This is a genomic window from Bradyrhizobium tropiciagri, from assembly GCF_018130505.1.
GTDB classification, from domain to species: domain Bacteria; phylum Pseudomonadota; class Alphaproteobacteria; order Rhizobiales; family Xanthobacteraceae; genus Bradyrhizobium; species Bradyrhizobium tropiciagri_B.
In genome coordinates this window covers 96245-116904 of sequence record NZ_JAFCKH010000010.1, presented here as the reverse complement: position 1 = coordinate 116904, position 20660 = coordinate 96245, and the positions used below count along the sequence as shown (strand labels likewise).

Sequence of the window (20660 nt, the reverse complement as noted above, 5' to 3'; positions counted from 1 at the left end):
CGGCTCTTATGGTGCCCCGTCTTTGTACGGGCATTGATTTTGCTTGCAAATCCGGCCGCACCGGCTTTTTAAGCATGGTAGCGGGCGCACGAATGGGCTGATTGTTTCGCTTGATGAAACGCGCTCCGGCATCGAAAGGGTTGAGCCTTGGTCGACCTGCGCAAGCTTGACGATGTGGCCGCGCGCCTCGGCGATGTGGTCCTCGATCCTGCGCGCTGGCTGCCCTTGATGGACGATGTCTGCGCCGCCGTCGGCGCGACCGGCGCGGCGATGCTCCAGAGCGATATCCGCACCGAGGACATTCCGCGCACCGACTCGATCTCCGAGTATTTCACCAAGACCTATTTTCCAACCAACTTGCATCTGACCGACATCAGGGCCGCGCGCGGCGTGCCGCTGATGCACGCCGGCTTCAACGTCATCGCCGACGCCGACCTGTTCGAATCCGAAGCCGAGATGCTGCGCGATCCGCTCTATGCGACGCTCGGCGAGTTCGGGCTGAAATGGTTTGCCGCCGTCGGCTTCCGCGCCGGTCCGGCCTTGTGGGCGCTGACCATCCAGCGCTCGCCGAGGGAAGGCATGTTCGACGCCGAGGAGGTCAAGGCGCTCTCGACGCTGGCGGCGCGCCTCACCGAAGCCGCGACGCTGTCGACCGCGGTCGGCCGCGCCGCATTGTCGGGCATCACCAGCGCGCTCGATCTGATCCAGACTGCGGCCATCGCGGTCGGCCGCTTCGGCGGCGTCATCGGCATGAACAGCCGCGCCGAAGCCTGCCTCGGCGACGATCTTGCGATCCGCAACAACCGCCTGACGCTGCGCGACCGCCAGGCCAATGCCGACCTGACGCGACTGATCGATCAACTCGACCACAGCTCGGACCTTCTGGCGGTGGCGTCGGCGCCGATCGTGGTGCGCAGGGCCGACCTGCGGCCGATCGTGATCCAGGTGCAGGGCGTGCCGCCCGCGGCACGCTCGCCATTTCTCGGTGCCCGCGCGATCCTGTTGATCCGCGACCTCGAAGGCAATGTCGCATTCGATCAGGCGCTGCTTGCCGCGACATTCGAGCTGACGCCGGCGCAGATCCGTCTCGCGACACAGCTTGCGCGCGGCGATTCGCTTGAAGACACCGCAATGCAGGCCGGCATTGCGCTGTCCACCGCGCGCAATCAGCTCAAGGCGATCTTCCAGAAGACCGGCACGCACCGGCAGGCGGAACTTGTCGCGCTGCTGCACAAGGTGAAGTGACGATTCGAGACGAATTGTAGGCAAGTTGCGCACGCGACCGCGCATAAGAATCGGTCAAATGTTGCAGCGATGCGAATCGCTGTGTTCCCTCTGACACAGCGCAACAATTGCGGTTCCAACCGCCACAAAATTCATCATCTGACGGGGTGACAAGCGCCGTCAAAATGGCGACAATCCGCCAAATCCGTGTCGTTCGAGTTTGTCTCAATGTCCGTGATACCGTCACGATCATCGACGTTGGCTGCTGCCGTCTGTGTCGCCTGCCTCGTGCTCGCGCATTCGGATGCGCATGCGCAATGGTGGCGCAGCGGGCCGAAGGATTTCGAGGCTTGCGCCGACCTCGCCGAGAAGGCGAAGACCAAAGAAGAGCGGACCGCGCAGCTCGGCGACTGCAACGCCAAGTTCGCCGGACGCCGCAAGCCGGGCGGCGGCTATACCTATTACGACTTCATGCAGGATCGCAGCTTCGACATCGCAGGTCCCAATCCGACGCCGGACGAGCAGAAGAAGATCGATCAGGAATATACCTCCTATCTCGAGAAGGAGCGCCGCTCGACCATCGTCGCGGCGTTCAATGCGAAGCAGCAGCAGGAAAAGCTGGAGGAGCCGCCTCCACCGCAACCGCAACCGCCGGCGCAGCAGCTTCAGCAGGCGTCGCTGCGCAGCCAGCCCGAGCGGGTGCCGGTGCCGGTCGCGAGCCCGGTGAAGCAGGCCGCGCGGATCAGGGCGGCGCACTGCGCCAAGAACGCGTTCTCCTGCGAATGGCCGCGCCTGTCGCAGAGCATCGAGGATATCAAGAAGCTGTTCACCCCGCAGCCAACGACGCCGACGCAGCCCACGACGCCGACACGGGCCGCGAAACGGAGCTGATTTCAGCTCGTCATTCCGGGGTGCGCGCAGCGCGAACCCGGAATGACGCGCAGGCTCAATCCGTGATCAGCATTGCCCAGAACCTGCGATAGGGCGACTTCGCATTGTCGACGAATGCGACGCCGACGCGCTTGGCGCCGGGCATCAGCAGGTTCTCGCGATGGCCGGCGGAATTTTCCCACTGCTTGAGCATCTCGGCGAAGCTGATGAAACCGGCGCCGATATTTTCCGCCGCGCGCTGCTTCTTCAGCGGCTTGATGCGCGTGAAGAAACTGCCGCCGGCGGAATGGCTGACCGATCCGCTCGCCGACATCGCTTGCGCCTGCTGCAAGGCCATCGCGTTGAGCTTGGCATCGAGCCGCACCACCGGCATGCCCTGGCTGCGCCGGTAGGCACTGATGGCGCCGGCATAGTCGGCTGAGTTAGCGGCCGTGGACAGGCCGAGCAAAAGGCCGAGCGCGAGGATCGCTGGTCTCATCTGAAATCGTCTGATCATGGTGTGTGAATGGTCGGCGCCGGAGAGAACCTATCTAGTGTCGCGGATAGCGCTTCTTGTGGTGCGGCTTGACCGGCCGCGTAACCGGCGCCATTTGCCCGCTCGATCTCGCCGACATCGCTGCGCGCTGTTCCTGTAGACGTGCATCATAACCCGGCGACGGCACGACGGTCGGCGGCGCGGCCTCCGCGGTTGTTACGCAAATCGCTGCAATCATCGCCAGTATGACAATCGGTTTCATGGCAACTCCCTCCGATCCGCGACGGTCGCGGTCATCGCTGCGTTACGCTCCACGGATCTGCTCCGGCGTCAGTCCGGGCGAGCCCTTGCCGCCGGCTTCCGCCTTGCGGATCAGGTCGATGATACGGCGCGAAAGCGGCACGTCCAAGCCGCGGCGGTCGGCGATCGCGGTGATGACGCCCTGCAGGTAGTCGATCTCGGTGCGGCGGCCGCGCTGCAGATCCTCCCACATCGAGGAGCGCGCTTCGGGATCGATCTTCATGGTGCGGCCGAGCAGCATTTCGAACAGCCCGTCCGGCAGCCGCAGCAACGATGGCATCCAGCTCGACGGCAGCGGCGTCGGCGACACCGGCTTGATGCCCTCGGCACGCACCGCGGTCAGTCCCTCGGTCATCTGGTCGGCGAACAATCGCCGCCAGTTGCGTTGCGCGAGCTGCTGCCGCAGCGGAATGTCGGCGAGCGCGTTGAGCGCATTGTTGAGATTGACGATCAGCTTGCCCCACTGCACGCCGTCGATGTTGTCGGTCGAGCGGATGGCAAGGCCGGGCACCGACAGGCGGGCCGCGGTTCCAGCATCATCCTGCGCGATCACGATGTCGCCCGAGGTCGAACGGTGAAAGCGGCCGCCGCCGAGCCCGACCACATTGAACGGCACCATGCCGCCGAGCACACTGCGGCCGGCGAGATGCGCGCGCAGCACCGGTACATTGCCGACGCCGTTCTGCAGGCTGACCACGACGGCATCAGCAGGCGCTTTGCGCGCAATCATCTCGGCCATTCCGGCGGTGTCGGCGCTCTTCACCGTCACCAGCACGACCTGCGCGTCCTTGAAAATCGACGGATCGTCCGACAATGTCAGTCTGTCCGCGGCGAGCCGCTGCTCGGTGCCGTCGAAATTGGTGACGTGGAGCCCGCCCGCGGTAATTTCCTGCACCAGGCGCGGCCGGGCCAGCAGCGCAACGCGGCGGCCGGAGGCGGCAAGCATGCCGCCGACGAAGCAGCCGATGCTGCCGGCACCCGCAATGCCGATCGGCCGGTTCTCGTTCATCTGGCCAAACGTCCGTTCATCCAACGATCGATAGCAGACCGCGTCGTGGATGCCCATCGACCCCGTCGTCGCGCCCGCAACGCTGCCTTGTAACCGTCATGGCCCACAGCTATGTTTTGGCAACGGGGCACGGTTGCGGCAGGAGACGATCATGGGTCTACTCGACGTACTCAACGGCATGCAGAACGGCCCGCGCGGTTCAAGCACGCCGAGCTCACAATCCGACAGCTCGAGCGGCGGCATGTCGCCGATGACGATGGCGATCCTGGCGCTGCTCGCCTGGAAGGCCGTCAAGCATTTCGGCGGCAGCGGCCAGCAGCCGACTGAAGCGGCGCCCGCCCCTGCGCCGCGGCCGACGCAGGCGCCGCCGCTGCCCGGCAACGTCACCGCGGGCCTGCCCGGCGGAGCTGGCGGCGGCGGACTCTCCGATCTGCTCAAGGGCGGACTGGGCGGCCTGCTTGCAGGCGGCGCGGCCGGCACCGTGCTGAGCGGCGGCCTCGGCGACCTGCTGAAGCAGATGCAGGACAAGGGCCAAGGTGACGCGGCCAATTCCTGGGTCAGCAACGGCCCCAACAAATCGATTGAACCCGGCGACCTCGCCAACGCGCTCGGCGCCGACCAGATCAACTCGCTGTCCTCGCAGAGCGGCTTGTCACGCGACGATTTGCTGCAGGGCCTCAGCCAGTATCTGCCCGACGTGGTCAATCACCTGACACCGGACGGACGGCTGCCGAGCGGCGACGAGCTGAACGGCCGGCTGTAACGCCGCCTGATTTTATCGGAGGTCGATCAACATGGGCGGCATCATCTGGATCATCATCGTCGGCTTCGTCGCGGGGATCATCGCGCGCTTCCTGTCGCCGGGGCCGAACAATCCGAGCGGGTTCATCCTGACCACCGTGCTCGGGATCGCCGGCGCGTTCCTCGCGACCTGGATCGGCCAGGCGATCGGGCATTACAGCCCGGACCAGGGCGCCGGCTTCATTACCGCCACGATCGGCGCGCTGGTGGTGCTGTTCATCTGGAACCGGCTGGTCGCCGCGCGGGTGATTCCAGACCTAGGCAATAAATAACAGCATTCGCCGTCATTCCGGGGCTCGCGAAGCGAGAACCCGGAATCTCGAGATTCCGGGTTCGATGCTACGCATCGCCCCGGAATGACGGTGCTTCAGTTTAATGGCGGTACTTCAATTCACTGAATCAGATGCATGCCGGCGTCCATGCGGACGAACTCGCCGGTCATGTTGCTCGACGCCGGGCTCGCCAGGAAGCAGACCAGATTGGCAATGTCTTCCGCGGTCGAGGCGACCTTGAGCGGCACCCGCGCCACCACCGCATCGCGCACCTGCTTGGCGCCGGCTTCGCCACGGCCCTTGGTGAACCACGGCGTGTCGATATAGCCAGGGCAGACTGTGTTGACGCGGATCAGCGGCGCCAGCGCGCGAGCCAGCGACTGCGTCATGGTGTTGAGCGCGCCTTTGCTCGCGGCATAGGCGACCGACGAGCCGCCTCCGGAAATGCCGGCGACCGAAGATACGTTGACCACCGCCGACGGCCGGCCCGAGGCCTTCGCGCCGGCTTCGAGCAGCGACCGCGCGGCGCGGACCATCTGGAACGGGCCGATGGTGTTGACGGCATAGATGCGCTGGAAATCCTCCGCGGTGAGACCATCCATGTCGTGATGCGGCACATGCTTGGTGGTGCCGGCATTGTTGATGAGCACGTCGACGCGGCCCCAGCCCTGTGCGGCGGCCGCGATCTTCTTGCAGTCCTCATCGCGCGAGACGTCGCCCTGCACCACGAGCACCTCGGCGCCCTGTTTGCGGCAGAGCTCGGCGGTCGCCTCGGCTTCCGCCTTGCTGTTGGAATAGTTGATGATGATGCGCGCGCCCTCGGTGGCGAGGATTTGCGCGGTGGCGGCACCGAGCCCCGATGCCGACCCCGTCACGATCGCGCACAAACCTTCCTTCGACATCTGCGTTTCCTTGTTGTTGTGAGCCAGATGAATTTTGGTGGCATACCATATCGCGCAGCCACCTCCGTGAAAATCTGCGAAATCCGCACTGCGGAATTAATTCTTCGCATGGCCGACCGCATGCCATCAGCGCAAGTGGCCCTGCGGGCAGTGCTTGTCACGGCTATGGCTTTTCCTCATCATTGAGCGCAAAGACAACACCGCAAGCGGGGTTCGCCGAACGGACCTTGCGCAAATCCAATACGAGGAACGCTGTGGCGGAGAGTGAGAACATCGTCGCCGAGACCGCGGAAAAGATTTTCGCCGATCTCGCGGATGCCCAGACCATCAATCACGACAAGCAGGGCGCGTGGAAAGCGCCGTTGTGGCAGGCGCTGACCGAAGCCGGCCTGCCGCTGTCCTGGGTGCCCGACGATCTCGGCGGTTCCGGCGCCAGCCTCGCCGAAGGTTTTGCCGTTCTCAACGTCGCCGGCCGCCATGCGATCGCTGTTCCGCTGGCCGAAACAATGCTGGCGGGCTGGCTGCTGACGCAGGGCAAGATCGCCTCCCCCGAAGGCGAGATGACCGTGGTGCCGGCCTCTCCGAAAGACCGCGTCACGCTGGCCGCCGACGGCTCGCTTTCCGGCCGCGCCCGCGGCGTGCCGTTCGCGAAAGACGCCAAGCATTTCGCGGTGCTGGCTGATGGCAAGGACGGTGTCTCGATCGCGCTGGTCGATGCCGCGAAGTGCCGGATCGAATCCGGCACCGGGCTCGGCGGTGATCACAGCGATACCGTCACGCTCGACAAGGTTCAGCCGGTTTCGATCAAGCCGGCGTCGAAGGGTTTTAATCAGACCACGCTGATGCTGATGGGCGGCGTCGTGCGTTCGCTGCAGATCGCGGGCGCGCTGGAATCGATGCTCGATATCTCCGTGCGCTATTCCAACGAGCGCGTCGCCTTCGAGAAGAAGATCTCGAAATTCCAGGCGGTGCAGCACAACCTCGCCCGCCTCGCCGGCGAATCCGCCGCCGCACTGGCTGCCGCGACCTCGGCGGCCGACAGCATCGTCAGCGCCAAATCGCTGGATACTGACGCGGTGTTCCTCGAAGCCGCCTCGGCCAAGATCCGCTGCTCTGAAGCGGCCGAGAAGGGCAGCGCCATCGCGCATCAGGTGCACGGCGCGATCGGCTTCACCATCGAGCACATCCTGCACCGCTACTCGCTGCGGGCGCTGGCGTGGCGCGACGATTTCGGCTCGGAGAGCCATTGGGCGGTCGAGCTCGGCAAGCTCGTCGCTATCAGGGGCGCCGACGAATTGTGGCCGCTGGTGGCTTCGCGCTGAGATCAGGATAGAGAAGACATCATGACTGCAGCCCTTCGTTTCGATCCGATCCGCCTGCCGGAAAAATGCGAGCAGCTTCGCAAAGAGGTGCGCGCGTTCCTCGCCGAGGAGATCGCCGCCGGCACCTTCGATCCCTACGCGCCGAACCGCGAAGACAACGACGCGCCGGAATTCTCCCGCCGCGTCGGCGCCAAGGGCTGGCTCGGCATGACCTGGCCCAAGAAATATGGCGGCCAGGAGCGCTCGTTCCTCGAGCGCTACGTGGTGACTGAAGAAATGCGGGTGGCGAACGCGCCGACCCGCCGCTTCTTCGTCGCTGACCGCCAGAGCGGGCCGGTGCTTTTGAAATACGCGCCCGAGCACATCAAGATGGACATCCTGCCGCGCATCTGCCGCGGCGAGGTCTGCTTTGCGATCGGCATGAGCGAACCGAACTCCGGCTCGGATCTGTTCGCAGCAAAGACGCGCGCGACCAAGACCGACGGCGGCTATCTGATCAACGGCACCAAGATCTGGACCTCATCGGCGCACATCGCCGACTACATGATCGCGATCTTCCGCACCTCGCCGCCGACCAAGGAAAACCGCCGCCACGGCCTGACCCAGTTCCTGGTCAAGATGAAGCAGCCGGGCATCCAGGTGAATCCGATCGGCCAGATCACCGGCCAGTTCGAGTTCAACGAGGTCGTCTTCACCGACTATTTCGTGCCCGACGATCACGTGCTCGGCGAAGTCGACGGCGCCTGGAAGCAAGCGACATCGGAGCTCGCCTATGAGCGCAGCGGCCCCGAGCGCTTCCTCGAGACCTATTACGTGCTGACCGAGCTGGTGCGCGCGGTCGGCAAGAACCCGGACACCCGCTCGGCCGAAGGCATCGGCCGGCTGGTGGCGCAGGTCCACACCATGCGCCGCATGTCGGTGTCGGTCGCCGGCATGCTGCAGGCCGGCAAGGAGCCGGTGGTGGAAGCCTCGATCGTCAAGGACATCGGCACGGTGTGGGAGCAACAGCTGCCACACCGCGTGCGCGATCTCGCGGCGTTCGTCGAGGAGACCGCGACCAATCGCGAGACGCTGGAGAAGCAACTCGATTTCGCCATCAAGACCGCGCCCAAGCTGACGATCCAGGGCGGCACCACCGAGGTGCTGCGCGGCATCATCGCCCGCGGACTCGGTCTGCGCTGACCGCGCGGACCTGCACCAATTCAACGAGGATAGATCATGACCAAATACACGGATATCGGCGTCGAGACCCACGGCCATGTCGGCCTGATCGAGATCCGCAAGCCGCCGCTGAATTTCTTCGACGTCGCGCTGATCAACCAGATCGCCGACGCGCTGGAGGAGTTCGACAACAATATCGAGATCCGCGCGTCGGTGCTCGCCGCGCAGGGCAAGGCGTTCTGCGCCGGCGCCAATTTCGGCGATCCGGCCCGCCAGGAGCAGGAGGAGCGCGCCAAGAGCGATCCGGCTTCCAACCTGCCGATCAACCATCTCTATGTTCAGGCGGTGCGCATCTTCCGCAACAAGAAGCCGATCGTCGCGGCGATCCACGGCGCCGCGATCGGCGGCGGTTTCGGCCTTGCCGTCTCGGCCGACTTCCGCGTCGCCTGCCCCGAGGCACGCTTCTCGGCGAACTTCACCAAGCTCGGCTTCCATCCAGGCTTCGGCCTCACCGCGACGCTGCCGGAGCTGATCGGCAAGAACAACGCCGAGCTGATGTTCTACACCAGCCGCCGCGTCACCGGCGAAGAGGCCTATCGCTGGGGTCTCGCCAACGTGCTGGTGCCGCAGGATCAGGTGCGCGATGCCGCGATGAAGCTCGCGCAGGAGATCGCCGAATGCTCGCCGCTCGGCCTGGTCTCGACCCGCGCCACCATGCGCGCCGGCCTCGCCGACCGCGTCCTCGCCGCGACCAACCACGAGCTCGCCGAGCAGACCAAGCTGCGCGCGACGGAAGACTTCAAGGAAGGCGTCAAGGCCACCGCCGAGCGGCGGGTGGCGAACTTCAAGGGGCGGTAGGGCGCGAAGACGGCACGCTCTGCGGGTCGTCCCGGCGAAGGCCGGGACCTATACGCCGCGGCCCGCGGAAGGGGCACAAGCGGAGTTTGCTCGCTCCTTCAACCACGTTCAGTGGTAATGGGTCCCGGCTTTCGCCGGGACGACGCTGGGGAGACAGCGGCGTAGCCCGGATGGAGCGAAGCGCAATCCGGGGGCGGTCTCGCCGCGGAGAGTGCGGTCCCGGATTTCGCTTCGCTGCATCCGGGCTACGGGTCTGCATCCGGGCTACGGGTCTTACGCCGTCAGGCGGAACTTCACACCGCACAAGAAGAACTCATCGCCTGACACGGTGCAGCCTCTGGCCTTCGCCGCGTCCAGCACCTTCGCCTTGTCGGCGACCTTGAACGTCAGTCCGGTCATGATCTCGGCGTCGCCCTGCACGAAGCGGAACGTAGCGTTCGGCAGCTTCACAATCGTGCCGTCGGCGGGAATGCCGATGATCCTGCCCCAGTGCTCCGCCAGCGCTTGCGGCGCCTCGCTCTGCATCTCGACTTCGGTCAGCGCCAGCGTCGTGTCCTTGCGGATCGACTTCTGCCAGTCCGGGCCGGCGGGCGGATACGGGCCGAGCACATCGTCGCTGCCGTCCGTGTGGTTGAACTCGATGAAAGCGGCGCGGCAGTCGCGCGGGTGCAGCTGCACGCCGTGATACGGCGCGTGCGTGATCACATTGGCGGTGCGCACGCCCATCGCATTGGCCCTGGCGCCGCGCGCGTCCGGGTCCTCGCAGCAGAAGATCGCCATGTAGCCGCCGCGGCCGCCGGTCTTCTCGATGAAGCGGCCGGCCGCCGTGCCCGGCCCCGGCTCGAACGGCGCGACCACCTCCAGCAGGATGGTGTCGACCGGCATCAGCGCGTTCTCGAGGCCGTATTTGGCGACGTTGCCGTCGCGGTAGCAGACGTCGAGGCCCATGATCGCGGAAATATCCGCGATCACGGGTGCAAGCTGCGGCGCCACCAGGCAGATCTGCCGCAGCCTCATATAGGCGGCCATCGCCTACTGCCCCTGGAAGGTGGGCTTGCGCTTCTCGACGAACGCTTTGGCCGCTTCCTTGTGGTCGGCGGTCTCGCCGGCGCGGGAGTGATGGATCGCCTCGCCGTCGAAGCAGGCTTCCAGCGTCATGGTCTCGGCATTGTTGATATTGCGCTTGATGTAGCCGAGCGCGACCGACGGGCCCTGCGCCAGCGAGCGCGCCAGCTCCAGCGCCTCGGCCTCGATATCGGCATCCGGCACCACCTTGGAGACCATGCCGAGATTGTAGGCCTCCTGCGCCGACAGCACCGGCGACATCAGATAGAGCTCGCGCGCCTTGGCGCTGCCGAGCATCTTGGTGAGGAAATAGGTGCCGCCGTAATCGCCGGAGAAGCCGACCTTGGCGAAGGCGGTGGTGATCTTGCAGGAGGCGCTGGCGACGCGCAGGTCGCAGGACAGTGCGATCGACAGGCCTGCACCGGCCGCGGCGCCATCGAGCTGCGCCACCACGGGCTTGGGCATGGTGTGCAGGATGCGCGAGACCTCCATGCCGCGGCGCAGATTCGCCATCTTGGTTTCGAACGGCAGCGGTGCGCGGCCGGCTGCCATCGACTTGACGTCGCCGCCGACGCAGAAGGTGCCGCCGGCGCCGCGGATCAGCACCGCGCGCACCTCGGGATCGCTCTCGGCGCGCCGCGCCGCCTCGACGAGGCCCTGCGTCATGTCGGGGTTGAGCGCGTTGCGCCGCTCGGGCCGGTTCATCGTGATGGTGAGCAGGCCCTGCTCGAGGGATTGAAGGACCATCTGATTGTCGCTCATGGCTGTTTGCCTTTCGTTGTTATTTCTTCACCAGCGGGCAGCGCGAGGCTTCCAGCGGCTGGAAGGCTTGGTCGCCCGGCACCGTGGCGAGCAGCTTGTAGTCGTCCCAGCGGCCTTTCGACTCCGACGGCTTCTTGACCTCGAACAGGTACATGTCGTGGATCATGCGGCCGTCCTCGCGGATCTTGCCGTTCTTGGCGAACATGTCGTTGATCGGGGTTTCCTTCATCACCTTCATGACCGCGGCGGAATCCGTGGTGCCGGCGGCCTTCACCGCCTTCAGGTAATGCAGCACGGAGGAATATACGCCGGCCTGCGCCGAGGTCGGCACGCGCTTGGTGCGCTCCATGAAACGCTTCGAGAACGCGCGGGTGTCGTCGTTGAGATCCCAGTAGAAGGCTTCCGCGAGCAGCAGGCCCTGCGCGGTCTCGAGCCCGACGCTGTCGATGTCGGTCACGAAGGCGAGCAGCGGCGACAACTTCTGGCCGCCCTTGGTGATGCCGAACTCGGCCGCCTGCTTGATCGCGTTGATGGTGTCGCCGCCGGCATTGGCGAGCCCGATCACCTTGGCCTTGGAGGCCTGCGCCTGCAGCAGGAAGGACGAGAAGTCAGAGGTGTTGATCGGGTGCCGCACATTGCCGAGCACCTTGCCGCCGGACTTCACGACGACATTGCTGGTGTCCTTTTCAAGGTCCTGGCCGAACGCATAGTCCGCGGTCAGGAAGAACCAGGTGTCGAGGCCGGACTTCACCGCGGCGAGGCCGGTGACGTTGGCCTGCGCGAAGGTGTCGAACACATAGTGCACGGTGAACGGGCCGCAGGCCTCGTTGGTGAGGCGGATCGAGCCCGGGCCGTTGAACATGATGATCTTGCCGCGCGCCTTGGCGATCTCGCCGGCGGCGAGTGCGGTCGCGGAGGCCGCGACGTCGAAGATCATCTCGACGCCCTGGTTGTCGATCATGTCGCGCGCGATGTTGGCGGCGAGATCGGCCTTGTTGAGGTGGTCGCCGACCACGACCTCGACCTTACGTCCGAGCACCTCGCCGCCGAAATCCTCCACCGCCATCTTGGCGGCGGTCTCGCTGCCGGAACCGGTGATATCGGCATAGAGGCTCGACATGTCGAGGATGCCGCCGAGCTTCAGCGGGGGTTTGTCCTGCGCCAGCGACACATTCGCCGAGATCGCAAACACGCAGGCCAGTGCACCGGCCAAAACTCGTCTCATCCAGAGCCTCCCATCAAGCACGGACCTCATTCCAGACGGTCCGTTTCGCCGGCGGGATCATGCCGCATGGGCCGCACTGCAGCAAGCTGCAGTGAGCCTCATTCGTTTTCCATCGAGCGGAATGACGCGGCGCGCGGATAGCAGTTCCGCGAAATCAGCCGTGCAGGTCAGGCGGCGGATACGGCGTTCCCGGCGGCAGGCCAAGATACAGGTATTCGATGCCGTATTGCCCCATGAACGCCGAGGCGGCCTGATCCATGATGATGTGGCCGCTCTCGTTGAAGTGCAGCTCGGGCCGCGTGATGCTGCCGATCGTGTAGGCCGGCGCCGTGGTCTGGTTGATCTCCAGCGCGTCGAAGGCCGCTGCAACGGTGGAGAGATCGGCCGCATTGCCGGCGATGTCGGTGACGGCGGCGCCGTTCGCAACAAAGCCGGTGACGGCCAGCGCGCCGGCGTGATCGGACGGCGACACCAGATGATCGAACACGAGCTTGGAGGAATCGCCGAGCAGCGCCGTCGCCGCGGCGTCATAAACCGCGCTGCCGCCGTCGTTCAATGTCAGCGTCGGCGTGCCGCCGCTGACATTGACCGCCTCGTCGAAGCCGAGCGTCAGCTGGACCATCGAGCCGGTCTCCGCGACTCCATCGGCGGGAGCAGCGGTGATCCCGGTGAGATGCGGCGCGACGGTGTCGAGCGTAAAGGTCAGGCTCGAGATTGCGCTGACGTTGCCGGCATGATCGACCTCCTGGATCGACACGGTGTGCGCGCCGTCCGCGAAGCTCGTCGGCATGTCGTTCGAGAAACTCGCCGCGCCGTCGACCTTGTATTGCAGGCTGTCAGCCGGATCGGACTTGACGTAGTCGATCAGCGGATTGCTGGTGACGTGATCGGTGCCGGACACGCCGCTGTCCTGGTGCAGCGCCAGCGTCGGGGCTGCGGGCACCTTGGTATCGCCGTCGAAGCTGATGGTGTTGCTGGCCGTATTGCTGTTACCGGTGGCGTCGGCATAGACCGACGAACTCACCTGCACCCAGCCCGACAGGACATCCGAGACGTCGGGCGTGAAGGTAGCGGTGTAGATGTCCTCGCCTGCCCCATTGAGGCCGACATGCACCAGATGGTCGAGCGTGCCGCCATGCACGGTGACATCGCCGAGCGCGAAGGCGGCATTACGGTCGGAGAACGTGAAAGTCAGGTGCGCGGTCTGGTCCGCCAGCAGCGAGGTGTGATCCGCTGTCACCCGAACGGTCGGCGCCCGCGTGTCGCCGCCGATCGCGGCGATGTTGCTCGCCGCACCTGCATTGCCGGCGGCGTCGGTGTAGCTCGCCGTGTCGACCTGCACCGACCCGGCTTCGCTGTTGCTGGCATCGGGCGTGAAGACGGCGCTGTAGATGTCGTGCGTTCCGTTGAGGCCGACATGGGTGAAATCACTCAGCGTCCCGCCGTGGACGGTGATGTCGTCGTTGGTGAAGCCGGTGACCGTCTCGGAGAAGGTGAAGGTCACCAGCGAGGTCTGGCCGGCGAGCAGCGTGCTCGGGGTCGCGACGGCGGAGACCGTCGGCGCCAGCGTGTCGCCGCTGAAATTGACCGTGCCGCTCGCGGCGCCGGCATTGCCGGCGACGTCGGTATAGCCTGATGCATCGACCTGCACCGAGCCGACTTCGCTGTTGCTGGTATCCGGCGTGAAGGTCGCGGTGTAGATGTCCTCGCCCGACTGGCTGAAGCCGACATGGACCAGATGATCGAGCTGGCCGCCGGTGACGCTGAGATCACCGGGCGTGAAGCCAGCGATCACCTCGGAGAAGGTGAAGGTAAGCAGGGCCGTGTCGCCGGCCATCAGCGCGGTGTGATCGGCCGCGATGGATACCGTCGGCGCCAGCGTATCGCCACCGACCGTGGCGGTGTTGCTGGCGCTGCCGGCATTGCCGGCCGCATCGTCATAGCTCGCCGCATTGACCCGCACCGAGCCTGCGACGAGATCGTTGATATCGGGCGTGAAGGTCGCGGTGTAGACATCTTCGCCGGCGCCGTTGACGCCGGCATGGATCAGGTTGTCCAGCGTGCCGCCACTGACGGTGGTGTCGCCGAGCGCAAAGCCGGTGACCGCTTCGGAGAAGGTGAAGGTGACGGTCGCGGTCTGGCCGGCCAGCACCGTGCCCGGATTTGTGGTGACGACGACTGTCGGCGCCAGCGTGTCGCCGTTGAAGCCGACCGCGGTGCTCGCCGTGCCGCTGTTTCCGGCGGCGTCGGCATAGCTCGACGCGGTGACCTGCACCGAGCCGACTTCGGCGCTGGTAGCGTCCGGCGTGAAGATAGCGGTGTAGACATCCTCGCCCGCGCCGTTGACGCCGAAACTGACGAGATGGCTGAGCGCGCCACCCTGCACGGTGACATCATCGAGCGCAAAGCCGGCGACCGCCTCGGAGAAGGTGAAGGTCACCAGCGCGGTATCGCCGGCCGTCAACACGGTGTGATCGGCCGTCACCGACACCGTCGGCACCAGCGTGTCGCCGTCGATCGTCGCGACGTTGCTCACCGCGCCGGCATTGCCGGCCGCGTCGGCATAGCTCGCCGCGTTGACCTGCACCGAGCCGGTCTCGGCATTGGCCACATCGGGAGTGAAGGTCGCGGTGTAGACGTCCTCGCCCGAACCATTGAGGCCGGCATGGACGAGGTTATCGAGCGTGCCGCCGTGAACGGTGGTGTCACCGAGGCCGAAGCCGGTGACCGTCTCCGAGAAGGTGAAGGTCACGGTCGAGGTCTGCCCGGCCAGCACCGTGCCCGGGCTCATCGTCACCAGGACGCTTGGCGCCAGCGTATCGCCGGTGAAGCTGACGGCGTTGCTGGCCGCGCCGCTGTTGCCGGCGACGTCGGCATAGGCGGAGGCGCCGACCTGCACCGAGCCCGCCGCGGCGTTGTCGGCATCGGGCGTGAAGGTTGCGGTGTAGACGTCCTCACCCGCGCCGTTGACGCCGACATGGGACAGGTTGCCCCGGATGCCGCCATGGACGGTAACATCGCCCAGCGCGAAGCTCGCGACCGCTTCGGAGAAGGTGAAGGTCACGGTGGCGGTCTGGCCGGCCAGCAGCGCGGAGCGATCCGCGGTCACGGCCAGCGTCGGCGGCAGCGTGTCGCCGGAGAAGCCGATGGTGTTGCTGGCGGCGCCGGTGTTGCCGGCCTCGTCGGTGTAGCCGGACGCGTTGACCTTCACCGAGCCGGTTTCGGTGTTGCTGACGTCGGGCGTGAAGGTCGCAGTGTAGATGTCATTGCCGTCGGCGTTGACGCCGACATGGACGAGGTTGCTCAGCCCGCCGCCGCTCACCGCGGCATCGCTCAGGGCAAAGCCGTTGACCGCTTCGGAGAAGGTGAACGTCACCACCGCGGTGTCGCCGGCATGCAGCGTCGCGTGATCGGCGGTCACCACGACTGTCGGCGCCAGCGTGTCGCCGGTGAAGTTGACGGTGTTGCTGGCCGCGCCCGCATTGCCGGCGCTGTCGGCGTAGCTCGACGCATTGACCTGCACCGAGCCGGTCTCGGTGTTGGTGACATCAGGCGTGAAGGTCGCGGTGTAGACGTCCTGACCTGAACCGTTGACGCCGACATGGACCAGATTGCTCAGCCCGCCGCCGCTGACCGTGGTGTCAGTCAGGGCGAAGCCGTTGATCGCCTCGGAGAAGGTGAAAGTGACGGTGGCGGTCTGCCCGGCGAGCAGCGAGGTCGGGCTCGCAGTCACCGACACCGTCGGAGCAACCGCGTCGACCACGAGGTGCAGGTCGGCGGCTGCATGGTCCAGCGTCGCATCCTGCCCGGCCGGATCCCTGATCGTGCCGCCATTCAGCGCAAGGCTCAGCACCTTGAGATCGGGCGTCGCATCGCCGGCCTGCACGGTGTAGCTGAACACCAGCGCCTGCGAGCCGCTGCCGCCGACATAGGTGGCCGCCTGGCCGTCGTTGAGCACCAGCTCCGGCGCGCCGGTGACATTCACCGCGGTGCTGAAATTGACCGTGATGGTGACGACCTTGCCGGTGTTCAGCAGCGTGAGGTGGCCGGTGGTGTCAGCCGTGACCGAGGTGATGTTGATCTCGGACCTGAGCTCGAGATGCGGCGTGGCCGCGCCGTCGGAAGCAAGCACGAGCGAGGCCGCCGAGCCGCCCGCCCCGAAGCTCAGGTTCAGCGAGGCGAGCGTGGCGCCGCCGCTGCTCTTCACCAGCAACACGCCGTTGGCATAGGACAGCGTCGCGGTGGCGCTGTAGGCGATGTTGGTGAAATCGATGGTGTCGCCGCCGGCGAATCCGGTGATCGACGTCGCAAACGACGTGCCCGAGAACGCCGCGGCGTCGAGCACGAGCTTCTCGGCGCTGCCGTCGGTGAAGGCGATCGCCCCGGTTCCCGCGGCGCCATTGGCGGCCAGTTCGAGGATCGAGCCAATGACGACGGTGCCGCCCGAATAGGTGTTGTGCGCTGCCAGCACCAGCCGGCCGCCGCCGGTGACCTCGACATCGCCGGCCGTCGTACCGTCGGAGATCACACCGCTCTGGGTGACGACCTCGCCGGCCGCGACGTTGAAGATCGGATCGCCCGCAACGGTGATGTTGTGGGCCTGCGTGAAGCCCTCCGTGAAGGAGATGCCGGTGCCGTCGCCGAGATTGAGGACGCTGGTGACCACGCCGAGATTGACGTTGGCGGAGATCGAAACGAACGTTCCCGCGCCGCTGACGACGGTGTTGCCGGTGTAGCTGTTGTTGCCGCCGAGCACGACGGTGCCGCCGCCGCTGATCGCAACGCCGCCGCTGCCGGCATTTGCCGCGGTGCCGCCGCTGCCGGTCTGGTCCGCGATGTCGTTGGCGATCGTCAGCGTCTCGCCGCTGCCGGGCGCGAAGCTGAGATTGTTGTTGCCCTGGATGAAGATGCCGGAGCCGTAGGCCGAGCCGCTGGCTTGGCCGATGCCGTTGGTGCCGCCCTTGACGGCGTCGAAGCCGGAGTCGTTCGAGAGCGAGCCGCTCTTGATGGTCAGCGAGCCGCCTTGCTCGACGAAGACCGTGCCGCCGGCGCCGAGGCCGCCACCGCCGCCCGGCGCGCCGTTGCCGGCGGTGCCGCCATTGCCGCCGCCGAAGCCGCCGACACCGGCGATGCCACCGCCGCCGCCGAAGCCGCCATCACCGTTGTAGCCGCCGCCCCCGCCGAAGCCGCCATCCGCGCCATCGCCGCCGCCACCACCGAAGCCGCCGTTGCCGCCATCAGCCCCGTTGCCACCACCGATACCACCGCCCGGCGCGAAGGGCGCGCGGACGGCACTGGCGACCCACCCCGTCGCGCCGCCGCCACCGCCGTTGGCGCCGCCTGATCCGCCATACCAGTAAAGCTCGGGCGCGCCCCCGATCGTGATCAGGTAACCGGGGCTTCCTTTGCCGCCTCCGGCGGTGTTGGGGACAATGCCGGGCGCACCGTTGGCAAAGAGATCGGAGTCTGCGCCTTGCGCGCCGAGGCCGATGCCGCCGCCGCCAGCGCTTCCGCCACGTCCGCCCATCCCGCCGCCACCGCCGTAGCCGTAGCCGTAGGCGATATTGCCAGTGCCGCCGGCACCGCCGTTGCCGCCGATCGCGGCGCTGTTGTGGAAGGTGACGTTGTCGATGGTGGCGCTGCCGTTCGACGCGACGAACAGCCCGCCGCCGAGCCCCGCGCCGCCGCCGCCACCGCCGCGGACGACGCCGCCGCCGGCGGCTACCGTGTTCTGGATCGTCAGGTTCTCGAGATCGACGTTACCCGAATAGACGAAGAAGCCGCGCTGGGCGTTGAGGCCGTCGATCGTGTACGAGCCGCCGTGACCATCGCTGCCGTTGATCGTGACGCTCGACCCGCTCAACAGATTGAGCGCGTACAGCTCCGACGTCAGGCTGAAATTGGCGGTGATGTTGATCGTGTAATTGGCATTCGGCGCGGCGTTCTGCCCGCCGGAATCCATCTGCAGGATGGCGGCATTGAGCTGAGCGACGTTGGCGACATTGAAGACGCGGGTCGAGACCACCTGCACGATCGTGCCGCCGTTCGCATCCTGCGAGAGCTGGAAGCTGGTCCCGGCGCCGACCCCGGCAAGGGTAAGCGTATCGGTCGTGCTGCCGTTCGAGACCGAGAGCGTGTTGCCGGACAGGCTGACCGTGTTGAGCGACGGATTCTGCGTGTTGTACTGCAGGCCGGTCAGATCGATGGACTGGCCGGGATTGAAATTCGAGATCGTGTTGGTGAACGCGTTGCCGGTCAGCGCGGCGTTGTCGACCTTCAGCGTGCCGACGATGCCTGAGGTGAAGGAGATGCTGCCGGTTCCGCCGGCGCCGGCCGCGGTGAGCCACAACGTGCCGGAGGAGATCGTCGTGCTGCCGTAGCTGTTGGCGGCATGGCCGAGTACGAGCGTGCCGCCGCCGTCGACGACGAGATTGCCGCTGCCGGTGACGAGGGCGGTGTCGGTGACTGTCGCGCCGTTCGCGATCGACAGCACCGAATTGCCACTGACCGAAAGCGTGTCGTCGAACGTGCCGCCCGTAGTCAGCGACAGATGCGCGCTGCTCAGGCCGAACGTCCCGGTCAACCCGGCGAGCTGACCCATCCCGAGCTGCAGGGTGCCGTTGCCCGACAGTGTGAAGGTGCCGGAGCCGCTGATCGAGCTGGTAGCCGCGATCGTACCGGACGATACGTCGAAGGTGCCGCCGCCGTTGATGAGCTGAATGGCGTGCGTGAAGCTGTAGCCGCCGGTCGTGGTCAGCGTGCCGCCGGCGTTGAGGATCAGCGCACCGGCCGAGCCGCCGATGTTGTTGTCGGCGGTGATCGAGACGGTGTTGCCGCCGTCGATCTGGGTGCCGCCGACATAACTGCTCGCACCGGTCAATGTCAGCGTGCCGCCGCCGGAGACCTGCAGCTTTCCGGTCGTACCGCTGCCGCTGATGCCCCTCTCGTCGGCGATGCGGTCGCCGATCGTGAGTGTGGTGACGGTTTGCAGGCCCTGCGAGAATGTCGGGACGGTGTGCGTCGGCACGACGACCATCGTGCCCTGGATGAAGGTGTCGCCATAGGCCGAGCCGTTGCCGGCGCCGTTGGCGCCGGTGCCGCCGGTCTCGGTGGCTCCCGACAGGCTGCCGCCGATGACGGTGAGCTTGCCGCCCTGCTGAACGAAGATGTTGCCGCCGGCGCCCAGGCCGCCGCCACCACCGCCGCCGAGCGAGCCGCTGCCGGCACCGAAGCCGCCGCTGCCGGGCGTGCCGTTCGAACCGCCGCCGCCACCGCCAAAGCCACCGTTGCCACCGGTGTGCGCGTAGCCGCTGCCGTTGCCGGAGCCGCCACCACCGCCGCCGAATCCGCCATTGCCGCCGGAGTAGATGCCACCGCCGCCACCGCCACCGACGCCGCCTGCACCGCCGTAGCCGGCTCCGCCAGGGCCGGTCGCCGCATTGGCGCCGCCTATGCCGCCGCCGCCACCGCCAACGCCGCCGCCGCCACCGCCGCCGTCCGCGCCACCACCGGCATGTGCGCCGAAGCCGCTGCCGCCGTAATTGTCGCCACCCTGTCCGCCGCCCGCACCGACCACCGCTGCCGGCGTGCCGCCCGCGTTCTGCGCGCCGGTCGAGGGGTGCTGGCCGTCCGAGCCAGCCTCGCTGTACCCGTTGCCGCCATTGCCGGAGTAGCTGTAGTAGTCTTGGCCGCCGAAGCCGCCACCACCGCCGCCGCCGCCATTGCCGCTGCCACCGTCGGCGCCGATGCCGCCGCCGCCCCCGCCACCGCCGGCCGGATCGACCGCGCCGCCATTGCCGCCCTTGGCGGTATTGCTGCCGAAATTGACGTTGTTCAGCGTGACGTCGGCATTCTGTCCGACGAACAGTCCGCCGCCGAGGCCCGCGCCGCCACCGCCGCCGCCCGGGCCACCAGTACCGCCGCTCGCGACGGCATTGATGATGGTGAGGTTCTTGAACGTGACCTTGCCGGCGACGACGACGAAGCCCTGATAGCCCCGGGCATCGATGACGTTGCTATAATCCTGGCCGCCGAGGTGATTGGTGTAGTCGGTGTTGCCGTCGAATGTGAGCGTCGAGCCGCTCATCAGGTTGATAGCCGGCAGGTCGTCCAGCAATTGCAGCGTTCGCGCGTCGAACGTCGTCGCGAAGTTGATGATGTAGTCGGTGTTGGCCGACGCCATGCCACCGCCGACGCTGATCGCCTCGATCGCGATGTAGAGCTGGAGATAATCGTGGAGCGGGTCGGTGGTCGTCAGCGTGAGAACAACGGGATCTGACACAACGTCCTCGGCAATATGCATGCGGGCAACGCCAACGCGCCGCCTTTACGAAAAATTAGGAGTAATTACGCTGCCGGGCTAAAGCCTTGCAAGGACAACGAATTCTCATTCC

General features: G+C 66.5%; 15 protein-coding genes. 7 read left to right on the top strand and 8 right to left on the bottom strand.

Going from position 1 to position 20660, the window contains the following annotated elements:
* Window positions 1-147 precede the first annotated feature (147 nt).
* Together JQ633_RS24810 and JQ633_RS24805 are read left to right on the top strand one after the other, a co-directional pair.
* A complete protein-coding gene (locus tag JQ633_RS24810; protein ID WP_211987715.1) occupies window positions 148-1245 on the top strand; it encodes a helix-turn-helix transcriptional regulator in 1098 nt (365 codons plus the stop codon).
* Window positions 1246-1452: 207 nt separating this feature from the next.
* On the top strand, window positions 1453-2115 hold the full coding sequence (locus JQ633_RS24805) for a hypothetical protein (RefSeq protein ID WP_211987714.1): 663 nt from the start codon (window positions 1453-1455) through the stop codon (window positions 2113-2115).
* 55 nt (window positions 2116-2170) lie between these two features.
* On the opposite strand, the gene JQ633_RS24800 is transcribed toward JQ633_RS24805, so the two are convergent.
* From JQ633_RS24800 to JQ633_RS24790, 3 genes are read right to left on the bottom strand one after another with little or no spacing between them, the layout of a single operon-like run.
* Window positions 2171-2593, bottom strand: coding sequence for a CAP domain-containing protein (locus JQ633_RS24800; RefSeq protein ID WP_211987713.1), 423 nt, complete (start codon window positions 2591-2593; stop codon window positions 2171-2173).
* A 52-nt stretch (window positions 2594-2645) separates the two neighbouring features.
* Entirely contained in the window at window positions 2646-2852 is a 207-nt protein-coding gene (locus JQ633_RS24795; RefSeq protein WP_211987712.1) for a hypothetical protein, read from the bottom strand.
* Window positions 2853-2894: 42 nt separating this feature from the next.
* Window positions 2895-3899, bottom strand: a complete 1005-nt coding sequence (locus tag JQ633_RS24790) for a 2-dehydropantoate 2-reductase (protein WP_211987942.1) — start codon at window positions 3897-3899, stop codon at window positions 2895-2897.
* A 151-nt stretch (window positions 3900-4050) separates the two neighbouring features.
* Here JQ633_RS24790 and JQ633_RS24785 point away from each other — a divergent pair, with 151 nt between their 5' ends.
* Together JQ633_RS24785 and JQ633_RS24780 are read left to right on the top strand one after the other, a co-directional pair.
* On the top strand, window positions 4051-4662 hold the full coding sequence (locus tag JQ633_RS24785; protein ID WP_211987711.1) for a YidB family protein: 612 nt from the start codon (window positions 4051-4053) through the stop codon (window positions 4660-4662).
* Between the two features lie 31 nt (window positions 4663-4693).
* A complete protein-coding gene (locus tag JQ633_RS24780; RefSeq protein ID WP_211987710.1) occupies window positions 4694-4972 on the top strand; it encodes a GlsB/YeaQ/YmgE family stress response membrane protein in 279 nt (92 codons plus the stop codon).
* A gap of 119 nt (window positions 4973-5091) precedes the next feature.
* Here JQ633_RS24780 and JQ633_RS24775 read toward each other — a convergent pair whose 3' ends face one another.
* On the bottom strand, window positions 5092-5874 hold the full coding sequence (locus tag JQ633_RS24775) for an SDR family NAD(P)-dependent oxidoreductase (RefSeq protein WP_211987709.1): 783 nt from the start codon (window positions 5872-5874) through the stop codon (window positions 5092-5094).
* A gap of 254 nt (window positions 5875-6128) precedes the next feature.
* On the opposite strand from JQ633_RS24775, the gene JQ633_RS24770 reads away from it, so the two are divergent.
* The 3 genes from JQ633_RS24770 to JQ633_RS24760 are packed head-to-tail and all read left to right on the top strand — an operon-like array spanning window position 6129 to window position 9215.
* Entirely contained in the window at window positions 6129-7196 is a 1068-nt protein-coding gene (locus tag JQ633_RS24770) for an acyl-CoA dehydrogenase family protein (protein ID WP_211987708.1), read from the top strand.
* Window positions 7197-7217: 21 nt separating this feature from the next.
* On the top strand, window positions 7218-8378 hold the full coding sequence (locus JQ633_RS24765) for an acyl-CoA dehydrogenase family protein (RefSeq protein WP_097671039.1): 1161 nt from the start codon (window positions 7218-7220) through the stop codon (window positions 8376-8378).
* A 36-nt stretch (window positions 8379-8414) separates the two neighbouring features.
* Complete coding sequence (locus tag JQ633_RS24760) at window positions 8415-9215, top strand: enoyl-CoA hydratase/isomerase family protein (protein ID WP_211987707.1); 801 nt, start codon at window positions 8415-8417, stop codon at window positions 9213-9215.
* 273 nt (window positions 9216-9488) lie between these two features.
* Here the strand turns inward: JQ633_RS24760 and JQ633_RS24755 are convergent, their stop codons facing one another.
* The 4 genes from JQ633_RS24755 to JQ633_RS35250 all read right to left on the bottom strand — a co-directional run bounded on the left by JQ633_RS24755 (window position 9489) and on the right by JQ633_RS35250 (window position 20548).
* Window positions 9489-10244: a hypothetical protein gene (locus tag JQ633_RS24755; RefSeq protein WP_211987706.1), complete on the bottom strand. Its 756-nt coding sequence runs from the start codon at window positions 10242-10244 to the stop codon at window positions 9489-9491.
* Between the two features lie 3 nt (window positions 10245-10247).
* Entirely contained in the window at window positions 10248-11042 is a 795-nt protein-coding gene (locus JQ633_RS24750) for an enoyl-CoA hydratase (protein ID WP_211987705.1), read from the bottom strand.
* Window positions 11043-11061: 19 nt separating this feature from the next.
* Window positions 11062-12267, bottom strand: coding sequence for an ABC transporter substrate-binding protein (locus JQ633_RS24745; protein ID WP_211987704.1), 1206 nt, complete (start codon window positions 12265-12267; stop codon window positions 11062-11064).
* Between the two features lie 154 nt (window positions 12268-12421).
* Window positions 12422-20548, bottom strand: coding sequence for an Ig-like domain-containing protein (locus tag JQ633_RS35250; protein ID WP_211987703.1), 8127 nt, complete (start codon window positions 20546-20548; stop codon window positions 12422-12424).
* Window positions 20549-20660: the final 112 nt, after the last annotated feature.